This window comes from Klebsiella sp. D5A (genome assembly GCF_001620885.1).
Classification (GTDB): Bacteria; Pseudomonadota; Gammaproteobacteria; order Enterobacterales; family Enterobacteriaceae; genus Klebsiella; species Klebsiella variicola.
Genome location: NZ_LOAR01000023.1, coordinates 12,912 through 37,694 on the forward strand (window position 1 = coordinate 12,912; position 24,783 = coordinate 37,694).

The window sequence follows — 24,783 nt, forward strand, 5'->3', positions numbered from 1 at the left end:
AATAAACCATTCGGTTTAATATACGTGATGAATATCAAAATATATATTCAAGGTCTTAATTTTAACCAAAGGAATGGCAAGTGGGTAAATATATCGTTGTAATAGGGGATGCTACTTCACATGATGGTAGAGTAACTTCAGCCTCGTCCAGTTTTGAAATATCGGGAAAAAATGTCGCCCTCCTGAACGATACTGTATCCTGCCCGTATCATGGTACAAATAACATCATTGAGTGTGATTTTTCTGCCTATGAAGAAAACGGCCGTGGAGTTGTTATCCATCATTGTAAAACACAGTGCGGAGCTGTGGTTATTGCCAGTTTACAGGATATGGAGATCGGATAATGGGATGGTCTCTACCGGTTATTCCAAAGAAAAACAGCGCCCAACAGTGGTCGCCTTGGTTATGCCTCTTGATTGTTTTATTAGGTTTTGTTCTGTCGCTAATTATTGCAGTGTTGGACTCTCCGGAAAATAGATTTCTTTCTTTTAGTAGCGGTTATTGGCTGCCAATGATACTACAAACTACTATCGGATGTTTTACTGTAGTCACCTTCTACACGTTCTGGTGGGAGGTTCAAGCTTTTGCTGTATGGCGTTGGAATTCCTGGAGACATAATACGAATCTTCTGTGGTTCAGAAGAGCACACAAGCACCACTTTGTAAGCTTCCATTGTATAATACCAGCCAACTCTCAATTGCTCCCTAAAATCGCTGGTGTATCGTCGGAAAGCATTGATGAAAAACCGCCGCTGACACTGCTTCCTGGCGAGCCACTAACGCCGGGTATTTCGCGTTTTGAACAACTATGTCGATTACTGTTTGTCAGTATGCCACAGAGGCTTCTTGATAAGCATTCGGGTAATTTAACGGTGATGTTACTTACCTCCTCTAGCGAAAAAGAAGCGGAACAGCGGGCATTTCGACGACTCTGGGATAGCGAAAAACTCTCTGGTTTACCTTATACATTGGTGCTCCCGAAAGAGTTCGCCTTTAAAGACTGGAACCAGTGTGTATCTACTACATGCGGCAACATTCTGGTGCTGGCGATGCATTATCGGCAGCCTAATGAGTCATTACCAGAGTTTGCAAGCGTTTTACTGCTTAAACCATCATCTTTAGTTAAGCAAGGTGAATATAATTTTATCCCCAAAATTTTCCATGCAATGCCCCTTCGTGGTGATGCCATGGAGAATGAATTAATTGAGTGGCGTGATATGGGGCAACAACCATCAGATCAAAGATATTTAGTCTGGCATAGTGGATTAAACATTACGGTCCGACAAGAATTGGGTAGAGTTTTAAATACACTACCATTACCACTGATTGATAATATCGGAGTTGGGGGAGTAATTGATTTTGACAAGGAATTTGGCGTTTATAAAAGGCTTGCTGGATGGTTGATGATTGCGTCAGCTTGCGAAATGACACGTTATGGCCCAGCAACACATTTACTTTTGTGCGAAAATGAAAATGAGGGTTGGGCTGTGACAATAGGAAAGAGTTGTCCGGTGATTTCTCCCCAATTAAGAGAATTTTATTTATCCCCATTTCCTGCTGGAACAGTTATGATGGCGTTGTTGTTTAGTGTTAGTATTTTCGGTTTGATAGCAAATTGCTCACCCTCGATTGCATTTTCCTGGTCTGGCATGGTGATATTTTCATTTCTTCTTGTAGTATCTTTTTCTTTTATAGTCATTCTTACGCGCAATGTAATTTCAAAACTGCTGTATCCTCGTTTTGTTAAGGCTGTCAGAGAGCCCAAAAAGGAAAGGTTGGAATGAGAAAAAATATACGATTGGTAGGTTTTGGTCTCCTGATTTTGGTTATCTTACTCCTGATTGTTTTATTAATTTCTCAGATAAATAAAATCCCTGCTATTATTGAGGGATATTCCACCTGGTTAAAGATAGGCGCGATTATAGGAATATCTTGCATTTCCTGCGTAACAGCTCAGTTCGTCTTATTTGAGAGGCATATTGAAACACCATTTACCCCTGATGATGAGAACTATGTCAACGAGATGTATTATGCGACGGCAGAGAACAACAATGAATTAAAAAAATATCTTCAGCACCGCTATAGTTTCTTTTGGCGCCGCAAAGTCCGCCTGATTTTAGTCACCGGGGACGATACAGCAATCGAACAACTGGCGCCTGGTCTATGTCAGCAGCGCTGGCTGGAGGGCCAGCGTACCGTTCTGATTTACGGCGGCAGTCTGCTCTCCGAACCCGATAACCAGCAATACGCCGCGCTGCGCAAGCTGCGCCGCGGTCGTCCTCTGGACGGGATTGTGCGGGTGATGCCGTCGTCTCTCACCCTGACGCCGCAGATAAGCGAGAGCGACCTGCGCGGGCTGGAAAAAATCAGCGAACTGCTGCGCTATGCCGCCCCGGTCTGGCTGTGGAAACTGTGCGACAGTGAGTGGCCGCAGGCTGACCGCGCGGTGCAGGCGGTAGGGGTTAGCTTCCCGTTACGCGCTACCGAGGACGATGTCGCCCGTCAGCTTGCGCAGATGCTGCCCACGCTGCGGGAGCAGGGGATGCGCCAGATCGCGGAGGAGACCCGCCACGACTTTCTGCTGCGTCTGGGGCAGCGGCTTATCGACGGGGGGATCGCGCAATGGCGCTGGCAGCTGGCGCCGTGGCTGACCGCCTCGCGGCAGCGGCTTGCGCTGCGTGGCCTGATGTTTAGCCTGCCAGAGCCTCGTACCGTAGATCCGTATCAGGAGGCGGATACCTCGCCTGCGGGCCAGCCTCATCTCCTGACGCTGCCCGCGACCTGGCAAGGGATCGTCGATGACTGCCGCCGTTTACGCGGGCATCACGTGGGAATGGCATGGGAGCGGGGCCTGGCGTGCGGTCTGCTGGCTATCCTCGGCCTGTGGGCGGCGGGACTGCTGCTCTCCTTTGCCCTTAATTACAGTCAGATTGCTACAGTCGCGGGAAAAGCCCGCGACCTGGTGGCCCACCCCTCCGTTTCTGACTATCAACTGACGGCCCTTCATGCCCTGCGCAACGAAGCCGGCCGTCTTGTGCACGATGGGCAGAAGGGCGCTCCCTGGTATCGGCGCTTTGGTCTGGACCATCATCAGCAACTATTAGACGCCGTCCTGCCCTGGTACGGTGTGGCAAATCATCGCCTGATACGTGACCCGGCCAATGCCGCGTTGCAGCAGGCGCTCAGCGCGCTGGTCAACTCCGCCCCCAATAGCGACCAACGAGCCCAGCTGGCGAAACCAGGCTATGACCAGCTGAAAGCCTGGCTGATGATGGCTCGTCCGGATAAAGCCGATGGCGCATTTTTCGCGCAGAACATGAAAGCGGTCCAGCCGACGCGAATGGGGATCTCGACCGGTCTGTGGCAAAGTCTGGCGCCGGATTTGTGGGCCTTTTATCTCTCCCTGCTGCCCGAGCGGCCAGAGTGGAAGATCATCCCGGATGCGCAACGGGTGAGTCAGAGCCGTCAGGTTCTGTTGCAGCAGCTAGGTCGCCGCAATGCCGAAAGCACCTTATATGAGAACATGCTCAAATCCGTGCGTCGTAATTTTGCCGATGTGTCGCTGGAAGACATGACCAGTGGCACCGACGCGCGCCGCCTGTTTACCACCGATGAAGTGGTCCCGGGGATGTTTACCCGCCAGGCATGGGAAGGCGGCATTCAGCAGGCCATTGATAAGGCAGCCAGCTCGCGCCGGGAGGAAATCGACTGGGTGCTGAGCGATTCGCGCAAAACGATGTCGACAGACCTGTCGCCGGAGGCGCTGAAAGCGCGTCTGACCCGACGCTACTTCACCGATTTCGCTGGCAGCTGGCTGAATTTTCTCAACAGTCTGCGACTCAACCCGACGACCAATATCGCCGATGTTACCGACCAGCTCACGCTGATAAGCGATGTCCGCCAGTCGCCGCTGATTGCCCTGATGAATACCCTTGCCTGGCAGGGGCAGGCGGGGCAACAAAGGGAGGGGCTGTCGGACAGCCTTATTAAATCGGCCAAAGACCTGGTGGGCGGGAAAGACAAGCCGGTCATCGACCAGTCGGCAACCGGCCCGCAGGGGCCTCTGGATGACACGTTCGGCCCACTGCTCCAGCTGATGGGGAAAAACACGGGCAGCAACGTCATGTCGGCCGATAGCACCCTGAGCCTGCAAACCTATCTGACCCGTATCACCCGCGTGCGCCTGCGCCTGCAGCAGGTTGCGAATGCCTCCGATCCGCAGGAGATGATGCAGACCCTGGCGCAGACCGTCTTCCAGGGGAAAAGCGTCGACCTGACCGACACGCAACAGTACGGTAGCCTGATTTCGGCGAGTCTTGGCGAAGAGTGGAGTGGCTTCGGTAATACTCTGTTTGTGCAGCCGCTGACGCAGGCCTGGGAAACCGTGCTTCTGCCGTCGGCGGCCAGTCTGAATGACAAATGGCGCCGATCGGTGGTCGCCAACTGGCACACCGCCTTTGACGGACGCTTTCCGTTTGCCGCCAGCAAAAGTGACGCCTCGCTGCCGATGCTGGCTGAGTTTGTGCGCAAGGACAGCGGGCGGATCGAACGTTTTCTCACGACGGAGCTGAACGGTGTCCTGCATAAAGAAGGCAGTCAGTGGGTGCCGGATAAGGTCAACAGTCACGGCCTGGTCTTTAATCCGGCCTTTCTGCGCGCCATCAACCAGCTAAGCCAGCTGTCCGACATTCTTTTTACCGACGGCAGCCAGGGGATCAGCTTTGAGTTACAGGCCAGGCCTGCCCCGGAGGTTGTCGAGACACAGTTGACGATAGACGGCCAAAAGCTGCGCTATTTCAATCAGATGGCCGACTGGCAGACTTTCCGCTGGCCGGGGGAGACGTATAAACCCGGCACTCTGCTGACCTGGACCACCGTCAATGCGGGCACGCGTCTGTTTGGTGACTACAGCGGTACCTGGGGCTTTATTCGCTGGCTGGAGCAGGGTAAACGCCAGCAACTCGAACGCAGCCAGTGGATGATGAGCTTCACCGCTCCGGATGGCCGCACCCTGCAGTGGGTATTGCGCTCCCAGCTTGGGAGCGGCCCGCTGGCGCTTCTGGCGCTGCGCGGATTGACCCTGCCGGATCAGATTTTTAGTGTCGATGCGGCTGAGAGCGCACAGGCCCTGACGACGGGGGTAGGGAATAGTGACATGGATGAGATGGAATTATGAGTATTTTACAAAATTTGGTTGCCGCCAGTCAGTTGGATGAAAGCGTACTGCGCCAGCAGGCCCGGTCACGCCAGGCGCAGTGGCAGTCCTGGCTTGCGCCAATCAGTGACACCCAGCCCACCGGGAGCGATCCGGGCTATGACGATGATTTTCAGCGTATCCGCGAGGAGGTCAATAAGATCTCCGGTGTCGATACCGAGCTGATTTGCCAGCTGGCAGAAAAACTGCTGACTCAGACCTGCAAGGATCTGCGCGTGATCACCTTTTACGTGTGGGCGCGTCTGCAGCGGGAAGGCGAGAGCGGTCTGGCGGAAGGCGTTACGCTGCTGGCGGCAATGCTTGAGCGGTTTGGGGCTATGCTCCATCCCCAGCGTGAACGTAGCTGTAAATCGGCGCTGGAATGGCTTGGCAGTCGCCGGATGTCGGACAGTCTGTCTCTTTATCCGGAAGTCGACATGACCACTATGCAGGTCATTATCGGGGCGTTATTGCTGGCGGAAGCCTCTTTTGCCGGCTTGGCTGAGGCATCCCGCCCCGATCTTTCCGGGCTATATCAGATACTGGAGAACCGCCTGGTGCAAAACGGCGGAGCCCGCAGTCTGGTGCCGCAGACCAGCCGCGAAGAACACGATCTGCTACCCCAACATGCGGACACCGCGCCGGTAATGCATACCGTCACGTCAGGTCGTGATTTGCTCGATCAGGCTAAGGTGCTGGCGAAATATCTGCGCGAGTGTCCCGGCGGATGGCTGGCAGGTCATCATCTGATGAAGAGTGTGCGTTGGGATACGTTAACGGAGTTACCGCCGCTGGATGCCTCCGGCCGGACCCGGCTATTGCCTCCCAAGCCTGAGAGTAAAGCCCATCTTAAGCGGTTGTATTTACAGAAAAGCTGGTCGGAACTGCTAGAGCATACGGACACGCTGTTGGCGCAAGGCGTCAACCACTTGTGGCTGGATGTGCAGTGGTACGCCTGGCAGGCGCTGCTGAAACTGGATGCTGACAGTGTACGGGCCGATATCCTGTGCCAGGATATGAAAGGGCTACTGGCTCGTCTGCCGGGGCTGGAAACCCTGGCGTTTAACGATGGTACGCCATTCGCCGATGAAGTAACGCTCAACTGGCTTAACGAGCGTGTTCTGGATGAGATGGCCGGATGGCAAGATGAGCCGGTAATGGCGGCGACCAGCGCTGATGAGGTGCTGTCGCTGGAGCCAGAAGTGCTCACCCGCGCGGACGATGAAGGTATTGAGTCGGCGCTGAACTGGTTACAGGCGCAGCCGGGCTATACCACCAGCCGCAATCGGTGGCTGATGCGCTTATTGATGGCGCGGGTCAGCGAGCAGTACGGAAAAAATGAAATGGCGCTGCATCTGCTGGCGGAACTCGACAGCCGCGCCCGGGAAATGACGCTCGAACAATGGAAGCCGGAGCTTATCTTTGAGGTCAAAGCCCGCCGACTCCGGCTGCTCAGAGGCAAGGCCGGGCGCAGTGAGGCAGAAAAAAATCGCTTGCTGCCAGAAATGGAGTCATTGCTTGCCGGGCTTATCGCTCTGGATCCCGCTCGCGCTGCGGTGCTGTGCGCATAATTCACGCATCATTCACATTGCACTCCCTGCACCTGCGGTTCTCTGCATATCTGAAAGATATTACTTCTTCTGGTGATTTATGGACGATTTAACCCTGCGTTATTACGACGCTGAAATGCGCTACCTGCTGGAAGCGGGTGAAGAGTTTGCCCGTGCTCATCCTGAGCAGGCGGCAATGCTCAATCTCGACAAAGCGGGCGCTCGCGACCCCTTTGTCGAGCGTCTGTTTGAAGGTTTTGCCTTCCTGATGGGCCGCATGCGCGAGAAACTCGATGACGATCTGCCTGAGCTGACCGAAGGCGTGGTCAGTCTGCTGTGGCCACATTATTTACGTACCATTCCCTCGATGTCGGTCGTGGAATTCACCCCCGACTGGCCGGAAATGAAAGAGCCGATGACGATGGTCAAAGGCTTTGAAGTGCTTTCCCGGCCGATCGGTGAAAAGGGCACGCGCTGCCGGTACACCACCACCAAAGCGATCGCTCTACAGCCGTTATCCCTTGAGCTAGCCCGGCTGGCCACCGATACGGATGGCCGGTCGGTGATCACGCTGCGCTTTAACTGCAGCCAGCTGACGGACTGGAGCCGGGTCGATCTCAGTCATATCCCGCTCTACTGTAACGCCGATGCGCCGCTGGCCTGCGCCATGCACGAGGCCTTTACCCTCAATGTGGCCCGGATGTGGCTGCGCATGTCCGATGAGGTGGACAGAAGGCCGCTGGACGGGTATTTCAGCGCGCTGGGATTTGGCGAGGAGGACAGCCTCTGGCCTGAAGATGGCCGCAGTTTTCGCGGTTACCAGCTGCTGCTGGAGTATTTTACCTTCCGCGAAAAGTTCATGTTCATCGATCTGCGCGGGCTGGAGACGGTGGCTTTTCCGGCCGGACTGGCGTGGTTTGAAATCGACGTCGTGCTGGCGGAACGCTGGGAACATGACTTCCGCTTCAGCGAAAAGCAGCTGCGCCTGCACTGCGTGCCAGTGATCAACCTGTTTCCGCTGGAGTCCGATCCGCTGACCATCAATTCCCTGCAGACCGAATACCCGCTGCGCCCGATGCGCGTGCAGGACGGCCACACCGAAATTTACACCGTCGATTCCGTGATCTCCTCGCACCAGCAGGTTTACGCGCCGTTCTCAAGTTTTCGCCACAAAGGCGGCATGATGCGTCATGACGCGGCGGACTATTACTATCATACCCGGGTGCGCCGTGGCCCCTCCGGGCTGTACAACACCTGGCTTATCGTCGGCGGGGAAGCCTTTGACAATCATACCGTACCGGAAGATGAAAGCCTGTCGCTGACCCTCACCGGAACTAACGGCCAGCTGCCGCGTCGTGCGCTGCAGAGCACCGTGCTCGATACGGTGATGAAAACCACTTCCGCCAGCGTCGCGGTGCGTAACCTCTGCGCACCAACGCTGCCGTGCTATCCCCCGGCCCAGGACCGCTTTCACTGGCGGGTGCTGAGCCATCTGGGCAGCAGTTTTCTTTCCCTGATGGACAACGCTGAAGTCCTGCGCGGCACCCTGGCGCTGTATGAATGGACCGACAGCGAGATGAATCGTCGGCGTCTGGAAGCCATCCTCGACGTGAATCACCGCGCGACAGAGCGCTTTGCTCAGGGCCATCTGGTGCGCGGCGTGCAGATTGAAGTCACCCTCGACAGTCACGGCTTTGCCGGACGAGGCGACATATGCCTGTTTGGCGAGATGCTTAGCCGCTTCTTCGCGCTCTACACCGACATCTATTTGTTCAACCGCCTGATTATCATTCTGCAACCAACCGGAGAACGACTGGAATGGGAAGAGAAGCACAGCCGACGCATTCCCGGCTGAACCCGCGGCTGGAGGCCGACCTGCCGCGGATCAATTTTTACCGCTTCTGCCAGCTTCTGGAAAAACGGCGTCCTGGCCAACCGCTGATGGGGGCGACCAGCCATCCGGCTGACGATCCGGTGCGTTTTTACCCGCATCCGGGGATGGGATTCCCGGCCAGCGAACTCAGAGCTGTGGAATACGATGAGGCCGATGACTGCGGGCCGCCGGTCATTCGCACCACCTTTATGGGGTTGTACGGTGTCGATTCGCCGCTCCCGACGGCATATCTCGATGATATCGCCCAGCGCAGGGAAGGGCATGAAGCGCTGCAGGGCTTACTGGATATCTTCAGCCACCGGATCATGACGCAGTTTTACCGCATCTGGCGGAAATACTCCTGGCCCGCCACCTTTGAGCCTGGCGGCACCGATCGTCTCTCGCAGTCGCTGCTGGGCCTGGCGGGGTTGGGCATCCCCGGCACGACGCAGCATATCGCTTCGCCGGCGTCGCGCTTTCTGGCGCTAACTGGCGTGCTGCGGCAGCCTGGCAAAACCCAGCAGGGGATCCAGGCGCTGGTCACCCTGCTGGCCCCGGAGACCACCGTCAGGGTGAGCCCGTACAGCCTGCGTCCGGTGGCGATCAGTCAGCCGCTGGGGTTTTACGGCGATGACGACTTCTTACTGGACGGCAACACGCCGCTGGGTGACGAAGCGATGGACGCCAGCAGCCAGCTCCTCGTCGCCCTTACCACCGACAATCCCGCGGAGGCGCAGGGCTGGAAGCCTGACGGCCCGCTGTTTCGGGACTTTCTGATCCTGCTGCGGGTATACCTCGGCTGGCGATTCCGGGCCAACATCACCCTGACCGCGCCGACCCGACTGCTGGCTGTCCCTCCGCTGGGGGACGAGCCGTTCTGGCTCGGTATGAACGGCGTGCTGGGCGTGGGTGAGGGCGAGAGTGAGGACGATATTCCTCAGACCTTTACCACCGAGCTGGGTACCTATACGGGCCTGCAGCCTGCCACCTCATCTCAAGGAAACCGACGTGTTACGTACAAGTTTGACTAAAATCGCCTGCCTGCTGCCCCTGCTTGCACTTTGTCTGAGCGGGTGCGGGCTCACCCAGCGCGTCTCGGAGGGGACCAAAAATGCCTTCAACGCCGTTTTTTATAAGAAAATTAATACGCTGCATCTGGACTTTACCGCGCGTGAAGCGCTCAACACCGATGCCAGAGAGAATCACTCGCTCTCTGAACCGGTGGTGGTGCGCATCTATCAGCTTAAAGATCGCCAGACCTTTGACCGGCTGGTTTACCAGCAGCTGCTGGAGGAGGGGGATATTCTGCTCGCCGCCGATCTCCTCGCCAGTCGCGATGTGGTGATCGGTCCCGGAGGGGATGCCAGTCTGAATATGCCGCTGGAAGCGGAGGCGACGTTCGTGGCGGTTGTCGGCCTGTTCCGCTATCCGGACACAGAAAGAAATACCTGGAAGCAGGTGCTGGGGCGTGAGGAATTGGATCCGGACAAGCCGCGCATTTTCACCGCCGAACGCAACCAGCTACGGCTCAGGCCTGAAGCGGCGAAGTAACGTCGAAAACAAACATTTGCGGCGGGGCCATCGCGCCAGTTCGCCCTCAATCTTCGTAACCAGCGAACGGGCGATAACCATCTTCATCCAGCCCAACCGGTTTCATCACAGCACAGGGAGATAACGTGACAGCGAGGGAACGTTTTTTTAAGAAACTGCAGCAACAGCAAAATCCGCAGCGGACAGCGGCCCTCGACGGGTCGGCCGCCGCGGATATCGCCAGGTTTCGCCAGCAAATGGCGGCGCTGGCTCAGCAGGTAAGTCAGTGGTTTGACGGAACGGGTATCGAGGTGGTGATTTCGACCCGCCACCTCCACGATCTGAGTACCCTTGGCTACAGCCTCAACAGCGGCATCTGCCGCTACGATATCCCGGCCATTCGTCTGCAAAACGGCGAGCGCAGCGTCAATATCGTGCCGCAGCAGCTGTTGGATGGCGTGGAAAAGGGGATCGTGACGCTGAGTCTCGAGACACCCGGCGGTACGGGCTCCCGGGAGGTGTTTTATCTTAGCCTGGCCCCGGAGGATGGCTGGATGATCCGCAAGGCGCACCAGTCCCCGCAAGCGCGGCTTATGCTTACCGAAGATCGCTTTTTTATGGCGGTCGACAGCCTGGCCTGAAGATCCCTGACAGGGGATGACGTTCCCGCGGCGGCGGTGCAAAGCGCGCATCGCCGCCCGGGGATATCAGGCGCCAAACGCTCCGTCGATGGTGTGCATGGCGCCCGTGACAAACGACGCCTCCGGACCGGCCAGCCACGCCACCATTCCCGCCACCTCTTCCGGGCGGCCGTGGCGCTTAATGGCCATAAAGCTGTGCATCAGCTCTTTCATCGGACCGTTCTCCGGGTTGGCGTCGGTATCAACAGGGCCGGGCTGGACGACGTTGACCGTGATGCCGCGCGGGCCAAAATCCCGCGCCAGGCCACGCGCCAGCCCCTGCAGGGCCGATTTGCTGACCGCATAGGCCGCCATTCCCGGCACCGGCATGCGATCGCCATTGACTGAACCGATGACAATAATGCGCCCGCCTTCCGGCATGCGGCGCGCCGCTTCCACGGAGGCATGGTAGGGGGCATGAATATTGATGCGGAACAGGCGATCGATGGCATCGCTGTCCTGCTCGAGGGCGTCGCCGAAAATGGCGATCCCGGCATTGACCACTAACACGTCCAGCGGGCCGCTGTCGCGGACCAGGCTTATCACCGCATCACGATCGGCGCTATCCGCCTGCACCGCCGTGCTGCCGGTCTCCGCCGCCAGCCGCTCGGCCGCTTCCGGCGAACCGGAATAGCTAAACACCACCGATGCGCCATCGGCGACAAAACGCCTGACAATCGCCGCGCCAATTCCCCGACTCCCGCCTAAAACCAGCACTGATTTGTTGTGAAATGCTGTCATATCCCGTACCTCATGATATTGTAGTGACGATTACAATATGCTGCGGCAAAACAGGCTGTCAAGGATTAATATAGTGACCACTACAAAACAAGGGCGTACTCCGGGACGTCCTCGCCAGTTTGATGCGGAACAGGCCATTGAAACGGCACAGCGCCTCTTTCACGCGCGAGGCTATGACGCGGTGAGCGTGGCCGATCTGACCCAGGCTTTCGGTATCAATCCCCCGAGTTTTTATGCCGCTTTCGGCAGCAAGCTCGGGCTGTATACCCGCGTCCTGCAGCGCTACAGCCAGACCGGGGCCATTCCCATCGACGCCCTGCTGCGAGACGACCAGCCGGTGGCGGCGTCGCTCATCGCCGTGCTGCAGGAGGCGGCTCGCCGCTATGTGGCCGATCCGGCCGCCGCCGGCTGTCTGGTGCTGGAGGGGGTACATTGCCAGGATGCCGACGCCCGAGGGGCGGCTGGCGAATGGCATGCCGCGGCAAGAGCCAAAATCCAGCAGTATATCGCCCGCCATCGCCCGCAGGACGCGCTGCGGGTGACTGACTATATGGATACACTGATGCTTGGCCTGTCGGCGAAAGCGCGGGAAGGGGATAGTCTGCCGCGTCTCCTGGAGACCGTGCGGCTGGCAGGCCTGGCGCTGGAGCACATCCTGCCAGCCTGAGTCGTCAGATGGTTTGTCCGCCCGACACCTCGATCCGCTGGGCGGTCACCCAGCGGTTATCGTCGCGCAGCAGGCTGGCGATCATTGGCCCAATATCCTCAGGAACGCCCACCCGTCCCAGCGCCGTCATGGCGGCAAACTGCGCGTTAACCCCTGCGTCGTCCCGCACCAGCCCGCCGCCAAAATCGGTGGCGATAGCCCCGGGGGCGATGGTATTGACGGTGATGCCGCGCCCGCCCAGCTCGCGGGCCATATACACGCTCAGCATCTCCACGGCCGCTTTGGCGGCGGCGTAGGCGGAGAAGCCAGGATAGGAGACGCGGGTCAGCCCGGAGGAGAAGTTAACGATCCGTCCGCCGTCTGCCAGCAGCGGCAGCAGGGTTTGTACGAGGAAAAATACCCCCTTAACGTGGACGTTAAACAGCCCGTCGAACTGCGCTTCGCGCGTTTCGGCCAGCGGGGCGAATTCGCCGTGCCCTGCGTTATTGATCAGGTGGTCGAAGGTGGTCCGCCCCCAGACGCTGGCCAGCGCGCTGCCGAGGCTATCGGCGAAGGCCGGGAAGCTGGCGGTTTGCGCCATATCCAGCGGCAGGGCGATGGCCTTGCGGCCCAGGGCGCGGATGTCGGCGACCACCGCTTCCGCCTGTTCGAGATTGCCGCGGCAGGTGACGATGACATCCCCACCCTGGCGGGCGATATCCAGTGCAGTCTGACGGCCAAGGCCGCGGTTGGCGCCGGTAATAAGTGCAATCTTAGTCATGTTCGGTCCTCTCTGGTATGTTGAGGCTCTACAATAGGGGCCGCGCGTCAGGCCGGGTTGCCCAATCCTTGTTATTTTTTGCCCATTTCTCTCCGTTCACTCCCTTTTCCCGGGAAATAGCGCATACTCAGGCTTTAAAACTTGCCTGAAAGGAACTTATGCGCGACGCCCTGTTCGATCTCTGCCGCCGGTTTGCTGATGCTCATGTCGATAGCAGCGGGGTGGCGGTTACCCCGGTTCCCGGCATCACCCTGGTGCGGGCCCTGCATCCTGGCGATCTACAGGCGGCTATCTCCAGGCCGCTGGTGGCCATGCTGCTCCAGGGGCGTAAGAGCGTGACCACCGGCCTGGCGAGCTTTGACTATGGCCCGGGGGAGGCGATGGTGATTGCCGCGGATGTCCCCACCACCAGCCAGATCACCGAGGCCAGTCAGCGTTTTCCCTATTACGCGCTGGTGCTGGAGCTGGACCTGGCTATCCTGCGCGAGCTGCAGGAGGCCGGGCCGTCAGGGCCGGATGAGGCGCCCCGCGTCGGTATCGAACCGATGAATGCCGATGTGACGGATGCCGCTTACCGGCTGGCAAGACTGTTTGATCAACCGGGGGCGCTGGCGGTGCTGGGGGAAGGTCTGCGGCGGGAGCTGCATTACTGGCTGTTGCAGAGTGTCCATGGGCCGGCCATTCGGGCGCTGGGCGCCGTAGACAGCCATTCGGCGCGGATCCGCCGGGCGGTGGCGATGCTGCGCCGGGATTTTATGCAGCCAGTCAGCGTCGACGCCCTGGCCGATGCCGCCGGGATGAGCGTCTCTGTCTTTCACCGTCATTTCCGCGCCGTGACCACGCTGTCGCCGCTGCAGTTTCAGAAGCAGTTACGCCTGATCCACGCCCGTCGCCTGATGTTGGCGGAAGGGATGAGCATTGCCCAGGCTGCCGGGGAGGTGGGCTATATCAGCGTGTCGCAGTTCACCCGGGAATACGCTCGCCTGTATGGCGCGCCGCCGGGCCGCGATCGTCGACGGGAAAAAATGAGCGCCTGACCTGGCGCGCGGGCAGGCGGCAGCTCATCCCTGAGCCTGACGCCGGTCGTTTAGTCCGCGATTTTCGCCGTGATATGCACTTTGTTGCCCATTCGCGCTTCAGTGATGCGATAGGTAGTCGCGCCCTCGCGGGCGGCCTGCTGGCGGATTTTGCTCTCCGCATGGTCCAGGGTATCGCCGGTGGCGGTGATGGTTCTGGCATTTGCCGCCAGAGGCAGCAGACAACTCAATACGATCAGTGGAATCAACTTGTTCATCGTCATTCTGTCCTGTGAGAGAAAATCAGCGCGCGGTCTGCAGCCAGCCGGCAATGTCCTGGGTCGGCAGCTGGTGGCGGGCATTCCAGGTGTCGCCCATCGGCCACCACACGCCATCCCCCCGGGCGAAGGCGGCGCGATAGCGCAGCATGGCGTCATCCGGGTCTGTCCGTAGCTGCTCCAGCAGGGCGGGCAGGGTGTGGACGGCTTTGCTGAACGTCTGCTGCGTTACGCGCTCCACGGTATCTGCCAGCTGCCGGTAAGAGGTTGTTTCGCCGGCAACAAACACCACCTCGTTGACGATCCGCGGCTGATGCAGATAAATCGCCGTGGTCAGGCGGCCAATATCCGCCGGTGAGGTGACGGTCACCTGGGTATCCCAGCTGCCAAGGGCGTGAAGGGTTCGGTTGGATAAATTCACTACATCGAAGTCTGGTTCGAAGAGAAAGCTGGTAAACATCCCGGTGGAGACAATGACCCACTCCGTGGCCCGCTGCGCGCGCAGCAGGGTCCGGACATCGTACTGCTCGTCCCAGACCGGCTGACCGCTGCCTTTGCCGACCACATCGTAATTGACGCCAAACTGCCAGGGAAAATAGCGGGGTACCCCGGCCGCCAGCACCGCGCGGGTAATTTTCAGCTGTGTCCCCGGACCGGCGACAAACCCCATGCAGTTAATCACGGTGGTGAATCCGCGAAACTGATCGGCCAGCGTCTCCATGGCGCTACCGGCGATGTCGACGGCGAGGAGGGTGGCTCCGGCGTCGGCCAGCGCCTGATGGTTTGCCGACCGCAGCTGGCCGGCTTCATCCCTGGCCGCCGGCGAGACGATAACCGAGACCGTGCCCTGGCGCTGGATCACCGCAGGCACCAGCGCATCGAGAACGGCGGCGCCCAGTTGTCCCGCTCCCAGCACCAATACCTTTTCCTCATGATTAAGATTATCAGTTTTCATTTTGACTCCTTGCTCAGTTAAGCCTTGTATTGACGGGCTACAGGCTCAGTGTAGGGGGGCGGGCATCATTCGATAAGAACAGGATTTCGGGTTAGACTGTTCGTGATAATGGGATAATAATTGCCGGGGGAGTACGAAATGGACAGACTGGATGCCATGCAGTTGTATGTTGCGGTTGTGGATGCCCACAGCTTCGCCCGTGCGGCGGAGGTGCTCGGGCAGCCGCGCTCCACGGTATCGCGGGTGGTGAAGGAGCTGGAAGCCTGGCTCGGGGCGCAGCTTCTCCAGCGCACCACCCGCAAGCTCAGCGTGACGGCGGAGGGTCGCCGGTATTATGAGGAGTGTAAAAGGCTGCTGGCCGAGATGGCGGCGATGGAAGCCTCTTTTCCCGGGCGCTCGGCTCAGCCCGCCGGGCGATTCAAGGTGGGGATGCCGCAATCCCTTGCCCGCCACTGCATTCTGCCGAGGATCGGCGAGTTTTTGCAGCAGTATCCCGACCTGGAGCTGATCCTCTGCTCAAGCGACAACGTGGAAGATATTATTCAGGAGGGATTCGACTGCGTGATCCGTACCGGGCGAATCGAAGATTCCACCACCCTGGTGGCGCGTCCTCTGGCTCGCTACCGCTGGATGGTCCTCGCCTCGCCGGCCTGGCTCGCGGCCCACGGCCGGCCGCAGGGCATCGACGATCTGCACCAGCACCGGGCGGTGGGCTACCTGAACCACCGTACCGGGCGGACCATCGACTGGCTTTTCTCTCTCAATGACGGCGACTCCGCGATCCGTATGCAGGAGACGCTGGTGGTCGACGATACCGATGCCTATATCCAGGCCGGCGTTCAGGGGCTGGGCCTGATCCGCGTCGCCAGCTATCTGGCGCAACCTTATCTGCAGAGCGGGGCGCTGGTCGCCTGTCTGGAGCAGGCCGCTTCTGATCTTCCCTTGTCGCTGGTCTATCCGCAAAACCGCTATCTGCCGCCGGCGGTGCGCGCGTTTTATGACTGGAGCAGGCGCGTTCTGCAACCCCCGCTCAGCGAGGCCTGATGCCGGGGCATCGGCCCGGTTATTGACCGCGCATGGCCTGTTTTAACTTCGTCACCAGCCAGTTCAGCGCCGGATCCTGCGCCCGGCGTTTGTGCCGCAAAATGCACAGCGTAAATTCCGGATACGCTACCGGCGGAGCGTCCGCGCGCAGCGCATACTGCGCCTGCCAGCGCCGCGCCAGCCCCTGCGGGACGGTGGCGAACAGCGGCAGGGTGGTCAGCAGCAGGGGAAAGGTGGAGAAATTCTGCGTGGCAAAGCGCACGCGCCGCGCGAGTCCCTGGCTGGCGAGCTGGCGGTCAATTTCACCGTGGCCGGTTTCGCGATAGGCCACCATCACATGTTCCCAGGCGACAAAGTCGCTCACCGACAGCGGCCCGCGACAGGGGATCTGCTGCGGCGACCACAGGGTGGTGACTCCCATGGTCATCACTGGCTCGCTGACCACCTCCCCGCGGCTCTGTTTGTTGACAGACACCGCGACATCAATGCGCTCCTCCTCCAGCAACTGGCGAACCTGGAAGGGGTCGGCGGCTATCGACTGCAGTGAGACCCCAGGCGCCTCCTGCATCAGCCCGGGTAACAGCTGGGGCATCAGCCAGTGTTCGCTCCAGTCGCTGAGGCCGATGCGAAAAAGCTGCTGCGCGCGCGCCGGGACGAACTCCCCGACGCCAAACATCGCCGAATGCAGGTTTTCCATCAGCGGCTGCAGGTCGGTCATCAGCGCTTGCGCCCGCGGCGTCGGCAGCATGCCTCTGGCGCTGCGCACGAACAGCGGGTCGTCAAACATCTCGCGCAGCCGCTTCAGCGCCCCGCTGATGGCCGGCTGGCCAAGATGCAGCACCTCTGCGGTGCGGGTGACGCTCGCTTCGCGGTACAGCACCATCAAGACCGTCAACAGATTCAGATCGATACGACTAAAATCATTTTCAATGATTTTCTTCATTATGATAATCAATTTGAATGTGGGTTATCCCGGCAGCATAGTGAATCTCACCCCGATAAATCAACCAGCGCAATGCGCGCGGAGGGTGTGATGCAAACTTACCAGACAGGCGATAGCCTGATTTTCAAAGTGCCGGAGCGCGAGATTACCCTGCAGCCGGCGGCGCTCTATCCAGAGGCGTTCCCGGTAGCGGAGGCGGAGGCCGTTATTCAGCCGATTGCGCTGTCAATCCACAGCTGGTTGGTGCAGACTCCCCACGATCTGATTGTTATCGATACCGCCACCGGCAACGGTCGGGAGCGCGGCGGCAATCCGCTCTATCATCAACTTAACACGCCGTATCTGGAGAATCTCCGCGCCGCGGGAGTGAATCCGGAGGACGTGACCCTGGTGCTACTGACCCACCTGCATACCGACCATGTCGGATGGAATACCGTCTGGCAGGACGATCGCTGGGTGCCGCTGTTTCCCAACGCCCGCTACCTGTGCTCGGCAAAAGAGCTGACGCGGGTGAAAAACAGTGAACGCTACCGGGCGCTGTGGCTCGACAGCCTGCTGCCGGTGATCGAAGCCGGCCTGCTGGAAACCGTCGATGTGGCGGCCCGACCGCGGGTCGGCGGGCGGATCGCCTTTGTGCCCACCCCCGGCCACAGTCCGGACCATGCCGCGCTGATCCTCGCCGCTGGAGATGACTACGCCTGTTTCTCCGGCGATCTCCTTCATTCCCCGCTCCAGTTTGCCCATCCGCAGTGGAACTCAGCGTTCTGCGGCGATCCCCGGCAGGCGGAAGCCTCCCGACGGGAGATGATGGCGTGGGGGGCAAGCCATCATGCTCAATGGTTCACCGGGCATTTTGCCGGGCCTTCCTGCGGCTGGCTGGAGGAGGATAAGCAAGGTGACTATCGCTGGCGAGAGGCCGGGCAACAGGCTGCAGATAAGGGGAAACAGTGATGAATAATGCGCAAAGCGTGTTGGTTTTTGGCGCCACCGGTCAGCAGGGCGGCTCGGTGGCGCGGGCGCTGCTGCACCGCGGCTGGCGGGTTCGGGCGCTAGTCAGGGATCCTTTCTCCGCCGGGGCTGTCGCGCTGGCGGCGCGGGGAGCCGAGCTGGTCGTGGGTACCTTTGAAGACCGGGCGGCAATGCGGTCGGCAATGGCCGGGGTCGACGGCGTCTTCAGCGTCCAGCCCAGTTCGCCGGGAGGGACGGTGACCGATGAGCAGGAGGTACGCTACGGGATAACCATCGCCGATCTCGCCGTCGAGTGCGGGGTGAAGCATCTGGTGTACAGCTCCGGCAGCGCGGCGGGGGAGACGCCGACCGGCGTAGCGCATTATGACACCAAAGCGGAAATTGAACGGCATATCCGCCGCCTGCCGCTGGCGGCGACCATCGTGCGGCCCGCCACCTTTATGGAGCTGCTGGTGATGCCCGGTTTTGGCCTTGATGAAGGTCATTTTCATTTTTTTATGCTGCCGGAGGGGAGGATGCAGGTGCTGGCGGTGGAGGATATCGGCCATCTTGTCGCGGCGGTTTTCGCCGCGCCAGCGCGGTTTGCCGGCAAGACGTTTGAGATCGCCAGCGACAGCGTGACCGGCCGTCAACTGGAGGCGTTATTCTCCGCGGCGGCGGGACGGCCGATCCCCTATTCTCGATTTTCCGATGAGGTGCTGGCTGCCAGTCCTTTTCTGCACAAGCTGACCGGGCTGGTGGACGACGGGCGGCTGGCCGGGCACGCCGACCTCAACGCCCTGCGCCAGCTGCACCCGCAGCTGCACACCTTCGCCGGCTGGCTGTCCGGCCCTGGCCGTCCCGCCTTCGAGCGGGCGCTGACCAGCGGGGCCAACTGGGCGTTTAATCGTTAAAGGCGGGCGTACCGGTCACTCTCGAGGCGTGCTGTCTCGTCGGTGGCTGGCCGCCGCTAGGCGGCAGTCAGGATCGCGTCGGCCAGCACCGCTAAAATCCGCTCTGCGCGCGGGGCATGGGACGGCTGCTCCCGCAGCCAGGCAAGCGCGGCAATCAGATCGAACAGTTCGTCTCCGCTGAGATCTGGCCGTGCCTGCCCGGCCTGCTGCGCGCGGGTCAGCAGCGACGTACCGGCGGCGCGCAGGGCAACGCAGGCGCTGTGCAGGGCGGATTCAGGATCGTCGATAGCGCTCATCAGCGGGGCGATGATCCCGCGATGCTGATGGGTAAACGCCACGCTCTCGGCCAGCCACTCCAGCAGCGCCGCGGCAGGATCGGCGGCGAGCAGAAGCGACTCAGCCCGGGCGGTTAGCGCCGCAAAGCGGCTGCGGAGCAGGGCTTCCAGCAGGCTGTCGCGGTTGGGAAAGTGGCGGTAGAGGGTTCCCATTCCGACGCCCGCCCGGCGGGCGATATCGCGCAGCGAGGCCTCGGCGCCTTGCTCCACAAACACTTCCCGGGCCACGTCGATCAACAGATCATAATTTTTTCTGGCATCAGCTCTCATTGGCGTTCCTTGACAATCGGAGCACTGCTCCATATATTCGGAACAGTGCTCCGTTAAATATAACGCATTTCCATATGAGGAGAAAGCGATGTCGACGCAGATGATGAAGGCTGTTCAACAGCACGCCTTTGGCGGGCCGGAAGTCCTGAGCTATGAGGATGCGCCACTGCCGGTGTTGCAGGCTGGCGAGGTGCTGGTGCAGGTGCACGCGGTGGGCGTGAACCCACCGGACAGCTATCTGCGCGATGGCTATCAACAGCTGCCCCCGGAATGGCGGCCCGAGGTCCGCTTTCCCTTGATCCTCGGGACCGATCTCTCCGGGGTGGTGGTGGCGCGGGCGGATGACGTCCGGGAGGTGGCGGTCGGCGACGACGTGTATGCCATGGCGCGTTTTCCTGAAGGGGCGGCAGGGGGCAGCCGCGCTTACGCCGAGTACGTTAGCGTACCGGTCAGCGACCTGGCCCGCAAACCCCTAACCCTGAGCCATCAGCAGGCCGCCGCGGTGCCGATGTCGCTCCTCACCGCCTGGCAGTTCATGATCGATCCCGGGCATGAGGTGGCGAATCCGCTGCAGCCGGGGCCGCATCGGCCGGTGCCGCTGGCGGGTAAACGCGTCCTGGTCAACGGTGCGGCGGGCGGCGTTGGTCATTTCGCCGTGCAGCTGGCGAAGTGGCAGGGCGCCGAGGTGATTGCCGTCGCCGCGGGCCGCCATGAAGCCTTTTTGCGTCAGCTCGGCGCCGATGCTTTTATCGACTATACGACCACTGCGGTTGAGGAGGCGGTGCGTGACCTGGATCTGGTCATCGATGCCCCGGGCGGGCCGGCCAGCGGCCGTTTTCTGCGTACCCTGCGGCGCGGCGGCGCGCTGTACCCGGTCTTTCCGCTCGGTTTTGCCGTGGCGGAAGAGGCGCGACAGCGCGGAGTGACGGTCTCGACCACCCAGGTACGCTCCAGCGGCGCGCAGCTCGCCCGGCTTGCCGACCTGCTGGACGCCGGGGTCATCCGGGTGGCGATTGACAGCGTTTTCCCCCTTGCGCAGGCGCAGATGGCGCACGAGCGAGCGGTGCAAGGTCGTCTGCAGGGCAAAATTGTGCTGTCGGTGATGGACTCCTCAGCGGAGTAACCCCCGGCGGCCTGGGTTACGTGTTTTCACTTCCCCCGGCGGCGGACTAAAACAGCGCCAGCCGGGCGAGACGGTCCAGCGCGTTGCTCAGCGCGTCGTCGCCTGCCGTGAGGCTGATGCGAATAAACCCTTCACCCCCTTCGCCAAAACCAGTGCCTGGCGCCACCAGAATATGCGCTTCCTGCAGCAGCAGGCGGGCAAACTCCTGCGAACGGTAGCCGGGCGGCACGCCGAGCCAGAGGAAGAAAGTGCCTTGTGCGGCACGCGCCGGCCAGCGCAGCGCAGCCAGTCGACGCAGAACCCACTCCCGACGTTGATGATAGACCGCCGTCAGCTGCGCAATCCGTTCGGCCGGCAGGTTGAGCGCGGCGATCGCCGCATCCTGAATCGCGCCAAACACCGTGCTGTAGCTATGGGTGTGCAGCTTTTTAAACGCCTGGATAATCGAGGCGTTGCCGACCGCGAAGCCGAAGCGCCAGCCGGCCATATTAAAGGTCTTGGAAAAAGTATAGGTTTCCACTCCCCATGCTTTCGCGTTGGGCTGGGAGAAGAGGCTCAGCGGCGCATCGCTGGCCGCGCTGCCGATGGCCGCATAGGCAAAATCATGGAGGATCGGCACCTGGTGACGACGGGCAAATTGCAGAGCGCTGGCGAACAGCGCCGGCGTGGCGAGGGCGCCGGTTGGATTATGCGGGTAGTTAAGCACCACCAGCCCGGCCTTGTCAGCCACCTCCCGGGGGAGGTCGTTAAAATCCGGCAGGAAATGGTTCTCCGCCCTGAGCGGCAGGCCATAAAACGTTGCCTGGGACTGCAGCGCCGCTGAGCGGTAAATCGGATAGCAGGGATCGGTGGAGATCAGATATTGACCGGGGCTGAGCAGCGCCCGCGGGATGCCGCCAATGCCGATATGCGAACCCTGAAACACGGCGACTTCGCTGTGCGGATCGAGTTCCACATCATACTGCCGGCGATAGAACTGGGCGATCGCCTCGCGGACCTGTGGTTTGCCCCAGAACGACGGGTAGCCATGGTTTTCACGACGATGAATGGCGCTCTGCAGCGAGTCAATCACTTCCGGCGGAGTGGGTTGATCCGGACTGCCGCTGGAAAGATCGATCAGCGGTAGCGCTTCGGTGTTGACCTCCGCGGCCAGTTTTTCCAGCAAGCTGAACAGATTCTCTTCCAGCGCGTCCACCAGCGGCGAAGCAGTAAAATCAGGCATAACATTCCCGGTGTAAGTCACGAATAATTAGCCATCTTTAAGGGATTTATTGCGCCTGGCTAAATAACAAAAAACGCAAAGGATTCTTGTTTTTAGGATATGTCGATATAGCAAAAGTTAATGAGGAATTAGCAAAAGGAAATCCGGCGTTCTGGCTTACAACCCACAGTCGGCTGTGATTTAATCGCTCAATATCGCCAACCTTCCAGGAAAATACCTTATGAACAAGTCAGTTGCGCTCGGGATGACTCTCGCCCTGTTGTCGGCCACCTCTTTTTATGCCGCCGCCGATGATCATCTTATTCGCGTCGGCTTTAACCCCGGGCCGTACAAAGAACAATTTGAGAAAGGCGTTGCGCCCTATTTATTGAGTAAAGGATATAAAATCGAATATAAGGATTTCAGCGACGGTATTCAGGTGAATGATGCAGTAGCCCGCGGGGATATCGAAGCGAATATTATGCAGCATCCGGTATATCTGAAAGCGATCAATGAGCGGCTGGGGATTGATAACGTGGGCATTGTGCAGGTCCCCACGCCGCCGATGGGGCTGTACGGCGGTAAACTGACCACCCTGGGGACGCCGGCGGCAGGGACCGTCGTGTCGGTACCGAACCAGCCGTCAAACGAATATCGCGCGGTGCTGGTGCTGCAGAGCCTGGGCTGGGTGAAGGTCAAACCGGACAGCGACCCCGCCACTTTTTCGCAGCGCAATATCGTTGACAATCCGTACAAAATTGTCCTTAAAGAGATGGATAATGCCCAGCAGGTTCGCGCTCTGCCGGATGTCGACTATGGCCTGATTCAGGGCAATTTCGCCGTCTCCAGCGGTATGTCCCTGACCTCGGCATTAAAGCTGGAGGCAGCCACCAGCCATTTTATTAATGTCGTGACCGTCGCCGGTAAAAATCAGAAGGCGCAGTTTGCCAAAGATATTATCGATGGCTACCACTCTGCCGATTTCAAAAAATATATTCTCAGCCATCCGCAGTATGATGGTTACCTGCTTCCTGATTATTTAAAATGAATAACGCGATGATAGAGTTTCGCCACGTCAGTAAAAGCTTTTCCAGGAAAGGACATCCGGTTCTGGCCCTGCAGGATATTAATCTCAGCATTGAACGAGGCGATATTTTCGGCATTATTGGCTACAGCGGGGCAGGAAAAAGCACCTTATTACGGCTGATTAATCGTCTGGAAACGCCTGGCGAGGGCGAGGTGCTGTTAAACGGCGAGCCGCTACAGGCCTGCAGCGGCCAGCGCCTGCAGGCCATCAAAAAAGATATCGGCATGATCTTTCAGAATTTTAATCTGCTGAATTCGAAAACCGTTTTCCATAACATCGCCATCCCGCTGATTTTACAAGGCCGCGACAAGGCCTTTATCCAGGCGCGGGTGGCGGAACTGCTGGCGTTCGTCGATCTGAGCGACAAAATCCACAGCTACCCTAATGAGCTGTCGGGTGGACAAAAGCAGCGGGTCGGTATTGCCCGGGCGCTGGCCACCAACCCGTCGGTACTGCTGTGCGATGAAGCCACCTCGGCGCTCGATCCCCACACCACGGTGCAGATCTTACTGCTCTTGCAGGAGATTAATCGCCGCTATGGCATCACCATCGTACTGATCACCCATGAGATGTCGGTGATCCAGAAAATCTGTCACAAGGTGGCGGTGATGCAGGCGGGCCGTATCGTTGAGCAGGGGACGGTTTTCGACCTCTTTGCCCAGCCGCAGCATCCGGTAACGGCCAGTTTCGTGCAGTCGGTGGTGCACGATCGTCTGCCGCAGCGGGTGGCGTCGCTCCTGCAGCGCGATAACGGCGCCCGGGCTATACGCCTCGAATTTATCGGCGCGACGGCGCAGCAGCCGATCATTAACCACCTGATCCGCGAGTATGCTGTCGAGGTGAATATCCTGTTTGCCAGCATGTCTGAAGTTCAGGGCCGGATTTTGGGATTTATGATTGTGCAACTCCTCGGCGAGCCTGACGAAACCGACCGCGCCATCACCCATCTGGCCGATGCAGGAGTGAAAATCACCCATGTTTGATCTTATTGATACCGCCATTACCGGCGATCAGTTTCTGCTGGCGCTGCATGACACGCTGATTATGGTCGCCGTCTCGCTGGGCTTTGGCGCGCTGATCGGCGTACCGTTAGGGATTGTGCTGGTGGTTTGCCGTCCCGGCGGCATCGTGGCCAACCCGGTGGTGCATCAGGCGTTGAATCCGCTGATTAACGTGCTGCGTTCGCTGCCGTTTATCATTTTGCTGATTGTGATCCTGCCCTTTACCCGACTGCTGGTGGGCACCACTATCGGCACCGCGGGGGCCATCGTGCCGCTGATCGTTTTTGTCGCCCCGTACATTGCCCGGCTGGTGGAGAGCTCACTGCTGGAGGTGGATGAGGGGATCCTCGAAGCCGCGGATGCGATGGGCGCGACCCCCCTGCAGACGGTCTGGCATTTTATGCTGCCGGAGGCGGCAGCGTCGCTGATTCTGGCCCTTACCACGGCGACCATCGGCCTGCTTGGTGCGACCGCCATGGCAGGAACGGTGGGCGGCGGCGGAATTGGCGACCTGGCGATCACCTATGGCTATCAGCGCTTCGACGCCTTTGCCACCCTCACCACCGCCCTGGTGCTGATTGTGATTGTCCAGCTCATTCAGACGCTGGGCACCCGCCTGGCTCGCCGACTGCGTCGCGAATAACCGTCGTCCCGCCCCGGGGTAACCGCGGTTC

Annotated in this window: 23 protein-coding genes and 1 pseudogene; 17 read left to right on the top strand and 7 right to left on the bottom strand. The window is 59.6% G+C overall.

The genetic code is table 11. The annotated features are described in order from the left end of the window. Positions 1-80 precede the first annotated feature (80 nt). The 8 genes from AS136_RS27525 (at position 81) to AS136_RS24250 (ending at position 10,787) form a co-directional block, all read left to right on the top strand. Positions 81-344, top strand: coding sequence for a PAAR domain-containing protein (locus tag AS136_RS27525; RefSeq protein ID WP_074158377.1), 264 nt, complete (start codon positions 81-83; stop codon positions 342-344). Beyond that, the gene (locus tag AS136_RS27530) at positions 344-1,783 is read left to right on the top strand and encodes a hypothetical protein (RefSeq protein ID WP_071582734.1); all 1,440 of its coding nucleotides are present in this window, start codon (positions 344-346) and stop codon (positions 1,781-1,783) included. Before AS136_RS27525 ends, AS136_RS27530 begins: the two co-directional genes overlap by 1 nt. After that, entirely contained in the window at positions 1,780-5,175 is a 3,396-nt protein-coding gene (locus AS136_RS24225) for an ImcF-related family protein (protein WP_063267055.1), read from the top strand. Before AS136_RS27530 ends, AS136_RS24225 begins: the two co-directional genes overlap by 4 nt. Then, complete coding sequence (gene tssA / locus AS136_RS24230) at positions 5,172-6,764, top strand: type VI secretion system protein TssA (protein ID WP_063267056.1); 1,593 nt, start codon at positions 5,172-5,174, stop codon at positions 6,762-6,764. The genes AS136_RS24225 and tssA overlap by 4 nt, the downstream gene beginning before the upstream one ends. A gap of 79 nt (positions 6,765-6,843) precedes the next feature. Then, on the top strand, positions 6,844-8,598 hold the full coding sequence (tssF, locus tag AS136_RS24235) for a type VI secretion system baseplate subunit TssF (protein WP_049165549.1): 1,755 nt from the start codon (positions 6,844-6,846) through the stop codon (positions 8,596-8,598). After that, positions 8,562-9,647 carry a type VI secretion system baseplate subunit TssG gene (tssG, locus tag AS136_RS24240; protein WP_063267057.1) on the top strand — a complete coding sequence of 362 codons (1,086 nt, stop codon included), beginning with the start codon at positions 8,562-8,564 and terminating at the stop codon, positions 9,645-9,647. Before tssF ends, tssG begins: the two co-directional genes overlap by 37 nt. Next, positions 9,625-10,167 carry a type VI secretion system lipoprotein TssJ gene (gene tssJ / locus AS136_RS24245; protein WP_023322487.1) on the top strand — a complete coding sequence of 181 codons (543 nt, stop codon included), beginning with the start codon at positions 9,625-9,627 and terminating at the stop codon, positions 10,165-10,167. Before tssG ends, tssJ begins: the two co-directional genes overlap by 23 nt. 125 nt (positions 10,168-10,292) lie before the next feature. Continuing rightward, positions 10,293-10,787, top strand: a complete 495-nt coding sequence (locus AS136_RS24250) for a hypothetical protein (RefSeq protein ID WP_023322488.1) — start codon at positions 10,293-10,295, stop codon at positions 10,785-10,787. 66 nt (positions 10,788-10,853) lie between these two features. Here AS136_RS24250 and bdcA read toward each other — a convergent pair whose 3' ends face one another. Beyond that, positions 10,854-11,567, bottom strand: a complete 714-nt coding sequence (gene bdcA, locus AS136_RS24255; RefSeq protein ID WP_008805173.1) for an SDR family oxidoreductase — start codon at positions 11,565-11,567, stop codon at positions 10,854-10,856. A 73-nt stretch (positions 11,568-11,640) separates the two neighbouring features. Here bdcA and AS136_RS24260 point away from each other — a divergent pair, with 73 nt between their 5' ends. Then, positions 11,641-12,234: a TetR/AcrR family transcriptional regulator gene (locus tag AS136_RS24260; protein ID WP_023322489.1), complete on the top strand. Its 594-nt coding sequence runs from the start codon at positions 11,641-11,643 to the stop codon at positions 12,232-12,234. A gap of 4 nt (positions 12,235-12,238) precedes the next feature. On the opposite strand, the gene AS136_RS24265 is transcribed toward AS136_RS24260, so the two are convergent. After that, entirely contained in the window at positions 12,239-12,994 is a 756-nt protein-coding gene (locus AS136_RS24265; RefSeq protein WP_023322490.1) for an SDR family NAD(P)-dependent oxidoreductase, read from the bottom strand. A 158-nt stretch (positions 12,995-13,152) separates the two neighbouring features. Between AS136_RS24265 and AS136_RS24270 the strand changes: the two genes are divergently transcribed. Beyond that, a complete protein-coding gene (locus AS136_RS24270; RefSeq protein WP_023322491.1) occupies positions 13,153-14,031 on the top strand; it encodes an AraC family transcriptional regulator in 879 nt (292 codons plus the stop codon). Between the two features lie 50 nt (positions 14,032-14,081). Here the strand turns inward: AS136_RS24270 and AS136_RS24275 are convergent, their stop codons facing one another. After that, entirely contained in the window at positions 14,082-14,288 is a 207-nt protein-coding gene (locus tag AS136_RS24275; protein WP_004179576.1) for a YdgH/BhsA/McbA family protein, read from the bottom strand. Positions 14,289-14,313: 25 nt separating this feature from the next. Continuing rightward, complete coding sequence (locus AS136_RS24280; protein WP_012541970.1) at positions 14,314-15,243, bottom strand: aromatic alcohol reductase; 930 nt, start codon at positions 15,241-15,243, stop codon at positions 14,314-14,316. A 138-nt stretch (positions 15,244-15,381) separates the two neighbouring features. On the opposite strand from AS136_RS24280, the gene AS136_RS24285 reads away from it, so the two are divergent. After that, positions 15,382-16,287, top strand: a complete 906-nt coding sequence (locus AS136_RS24285; protein WP_023322492.1) for a LysR family transcriptional regulator — start codon at positions 15,382-15,384, stop codon at positions 16,285-16,287. Positions 16,288-16,306: 19 nt separating this feature from the next. Here the strand turns inward: AS136_RS24285 and AS136_RS24290 are convergent, their stop codons facing one another. Continuing rightward, positions 16,307-17,230 carry a LysR family transcriptional regulator gene (locus AS136_RS24290; RefSeq protein WP_023322493.1) on the bottom strand — a complete coding sequence of 308 codons (924 nt, stop codon included), beginning with the start codon at positions 17,228-17,230 and terminating at the stop codon, positions 16,307-16,309. A gap of 87 nt (positions 17,231-17,317) precedes the next feature. Between AS136_RS24290 and AS136_RS24295 the strand changes: the two are divergent. After that, positions 17,318-18,188 (top strand): annotated as a pseudogene (locus AS136_RS24295) (MBL fold metallo-hydrolase). Further along, positions 18,181-19,092 (top strand): NmrA/HSCARG family protein, encoded by a 912-nt coding sequence (locus AS136_RS24300; RefSeq protein ID WP_023322495.1) that lies wholly within the window; start codon positions 18,181-18,183, stop codon positions 19,090-19,092. Before AS136_RS24295 ends, AS136_RS24300 begins: the two are co-directional and overlap by 8 nt. 56 nt (positions 19,093-19,148) lie before the next feature. Here the strand turns inward: AS136_RS24300 and AS136_RS24305 are convergent, their stop codons facing one another. Beyond that, on the bottom strand, positions 19,149-19,697 hold the full coding sequence (locus AS136_RS24305) for a TetR/AcrR family transcriptional regulator (RefSeq protein ID WP_016160883.1): 549 nt from the start codon (positions 19,695-19,697) through the stop codon (positions 19,149-19,151). 88 nt (positions 19,698-19,785) lie between these two features. Here AS136_RS24305 and AS136_RS24310 point away from each other — a divergent pair, with 88 nt between their 5' ends. Then, positions 19,786-20,820 (top strand): NADP-dependent oxidoreductase, encoded by a 1,035-nt coding sequence (locus AS136_RS24310; RefSeq protein WP_023322496.1) that lies wholly within the window; start codon positions 19,786-19,788, stop codon positions 20,818-20,820. A 46-nt stretch (positions 20,821-20,866) separates the two neighbouring features. Here AS136_RS24310 and AS136_RS24315 read toward each other — a convergent pair whose 3' ends face one another. After that, complete coding sequence (locus tag AS136_RS24315; RefSeq protein WP_012968383.1) at positions 20,867-22,042, bottom strand: aminotransferase class I/II-fold pyridoxal phosphate-dependent enzyme; 1,176 nt, start codon at positions 22,040-22,042, stop codon at positions 20,867-20,869. Between the two features lie 220 nt (positions 22,043-22,262). Between AS136_RS24315 and AS136_RS24320 the strand changes: the two genes are divergently transcribed. Genes AS136_RS24320 through AS136_RS24330 form a run of 3 tightly spaced genes read left to right on the top strand, consistent with a single transcriptional unit; the run spans position 22,263 to position 24,752 of the window. Continuing rightward, entirely contained in the window at positions 22,263-23,069 is an 807-nt protein-coding gene (locus tag AS136_RS24320) for a MetQ/NlpA family ABC transporter substrate-binding protein (protein ID WP_008805161.1), read from the top strand. Positions 23,070-23,077: 8 nt separating this feature from the next. After that, positions 23,078-24,091, top strand: coding sequence for a methionine ABC transporter ATP-binding protein (locus AS136_RS24325; RefSeq protein WP_008805160.1), 1,014 nt, complete (start codon positions 23,078-23,080; stop codon positions 24,089-24,091). Then, positions 24,084-24,752 (top strand): methionine ABC transporter permease, encoded by a 669-nt coding sequence (locus AS136_RS24330; RefSeq protein ID WP_004892563.1) that lies wholly within the window; start codon positions 24,084-24,086, stop codon positions 24,750-24,752. Before AS136_RS24325 ends, AS136_RS24330 begins: the two co-directional genes overlap by 8 nt. Positions 24,753-24,783 lie beyond the last annotated feature (31 nt).

Excerpts from the sequence above, each read along its gene's own strand:
- AS136_RS24280 (WP_012541970.1), bottom strand. The coding sequence starts at position 15,243 with ATGAAAACTGATAATCTTAATCATGAGGAAAAGGTATTGGTGCTGGGA.
- AS136_RS24305 (WP_016160883.1), bottom strand. The coding sequence starts at position 19,697 with ATGAGAGCTGATGCCAGAAAAAATTATGATCTGTTGATCGACGTGGCC.
- AS136_RS27530 (WP_071582734.1), top strand. The coding sequence starts at position 344 with ATGGGATGGTCTCTACCGGTTATTCCAAAGAAAAACAGCGCCCAACAG.
- AS136_RS24320 (WP_008805161.1), top strand. The coding sequence starts at position 22,263 with ATGAACAAGTCAGTTGCGCTCGGGATGACTCTCGCCCTGTTGTCGGCC.
- AS136_RS24315 (WP_012968383.1), bottom strand. The coding sequence starts at position 22,042 with ATGCCTGATTTTACTGCTTCGCCGCTGGTGGACGCGCTGGAAGAGAAT.
- AS136_RS24265 (WP_023322490.1), bottom strand. The coding sequence starts at position 12,994 with ATGACTAAGATTGCACTTATTACCGGCGCCAACCGCGGCCTTGGCCGT.
- AS136_RS24325 (WP_008805160.1), top strand. The coding sequence starts at position 23,078 with ATGATAGAGTTTCGCCACGTCAGTAAAAGCTTTTCCAGGAAAGGACAT.
- AS136_RS24300 (WP_023322495.1), top strand. The coding sequence starts at position 18,181 with ATGAATAATGCGCAAAGCGTGTTGGTTTTTGGCGCCACCGGTCAGCAG.
- AS136_RS24225 (WP_063267055.1), top strand. The coding sequence starts at position 1,780 with ATGAGAAAAAATATACGATTGGTAGGTTTTGGTCTCCTGATTTTGGTT.
- AS136_RS24285 (WP_023322492.1), top strand. The coding sequence starts at position 15,382 with ATGGACAGACTGGATGCCATGCAGTTGTATGTTGCGGTTGTGGATGCC.
- AS136_RS24275 (WP_004179576.1), bottom strand. The coding sequence starts at position 14,288 with ATGAACAAGTTGATTCCACTGATCGTATTGAGTTGTCTGCTGCCTCTG.
- tssG (WP_063267057.1), top strand. The coding sequence starts at position 8,562 with ATGGGAAGAGAAGCACAGCCGACGCATTCCCGGCTGAACCCGCGGCTG.
- AS136_RS24310 (WP_023322496.1), top strand. The coding sequence starts at position 19,786 with ATGTCGACGCAGATGATGAAGGCTGTTCAACAGCACGCCTTTGGCGGG.
- AS136_RS24330 (WP_004892563.1), top strand. The coding sequence starts at position 24,084 with ATGTTTGATCTTATTGATACCGCCATTACCGGCGATCAGTTTCTGCTG.
- tssF (WP_049165549.1), top strand. The coding sequence starts at position 6,844 with ATGGACGATTTAACCCTGCGTTATTACGACGCTGAAATGCGCTACCTG.
- AS136_RS24290 (WP_023322493.1), bottom strand. The coding sequence starts at position 17,230 with ATGAAGAAAATCATTGAAAATGATTTTAGTCGTATCGATCTGAATCTG.
- tssA (WP_063267056.1), top strand. The coding sequence starts at position 5,172 with ATGAGTATTTTACAAAATTTGGTTGCCGCCAGTCAGTTGGATGAAAGC.
- AS136_RS24270 (WP_023322491.1), top strand. The coding sequence starts at position 13,153 with ATGCGCGACGCCCTGTTCGATCTCTGCCGCCGGTTTGCTGATGCTCAT.
- bdcA (WP_008805173.1), bottom strand. The coding sequence starts at position 11,567 with ATGACAGCATTTCACAACAAATCAGTGCTGGTTTTAGGCGGGAGTCGG.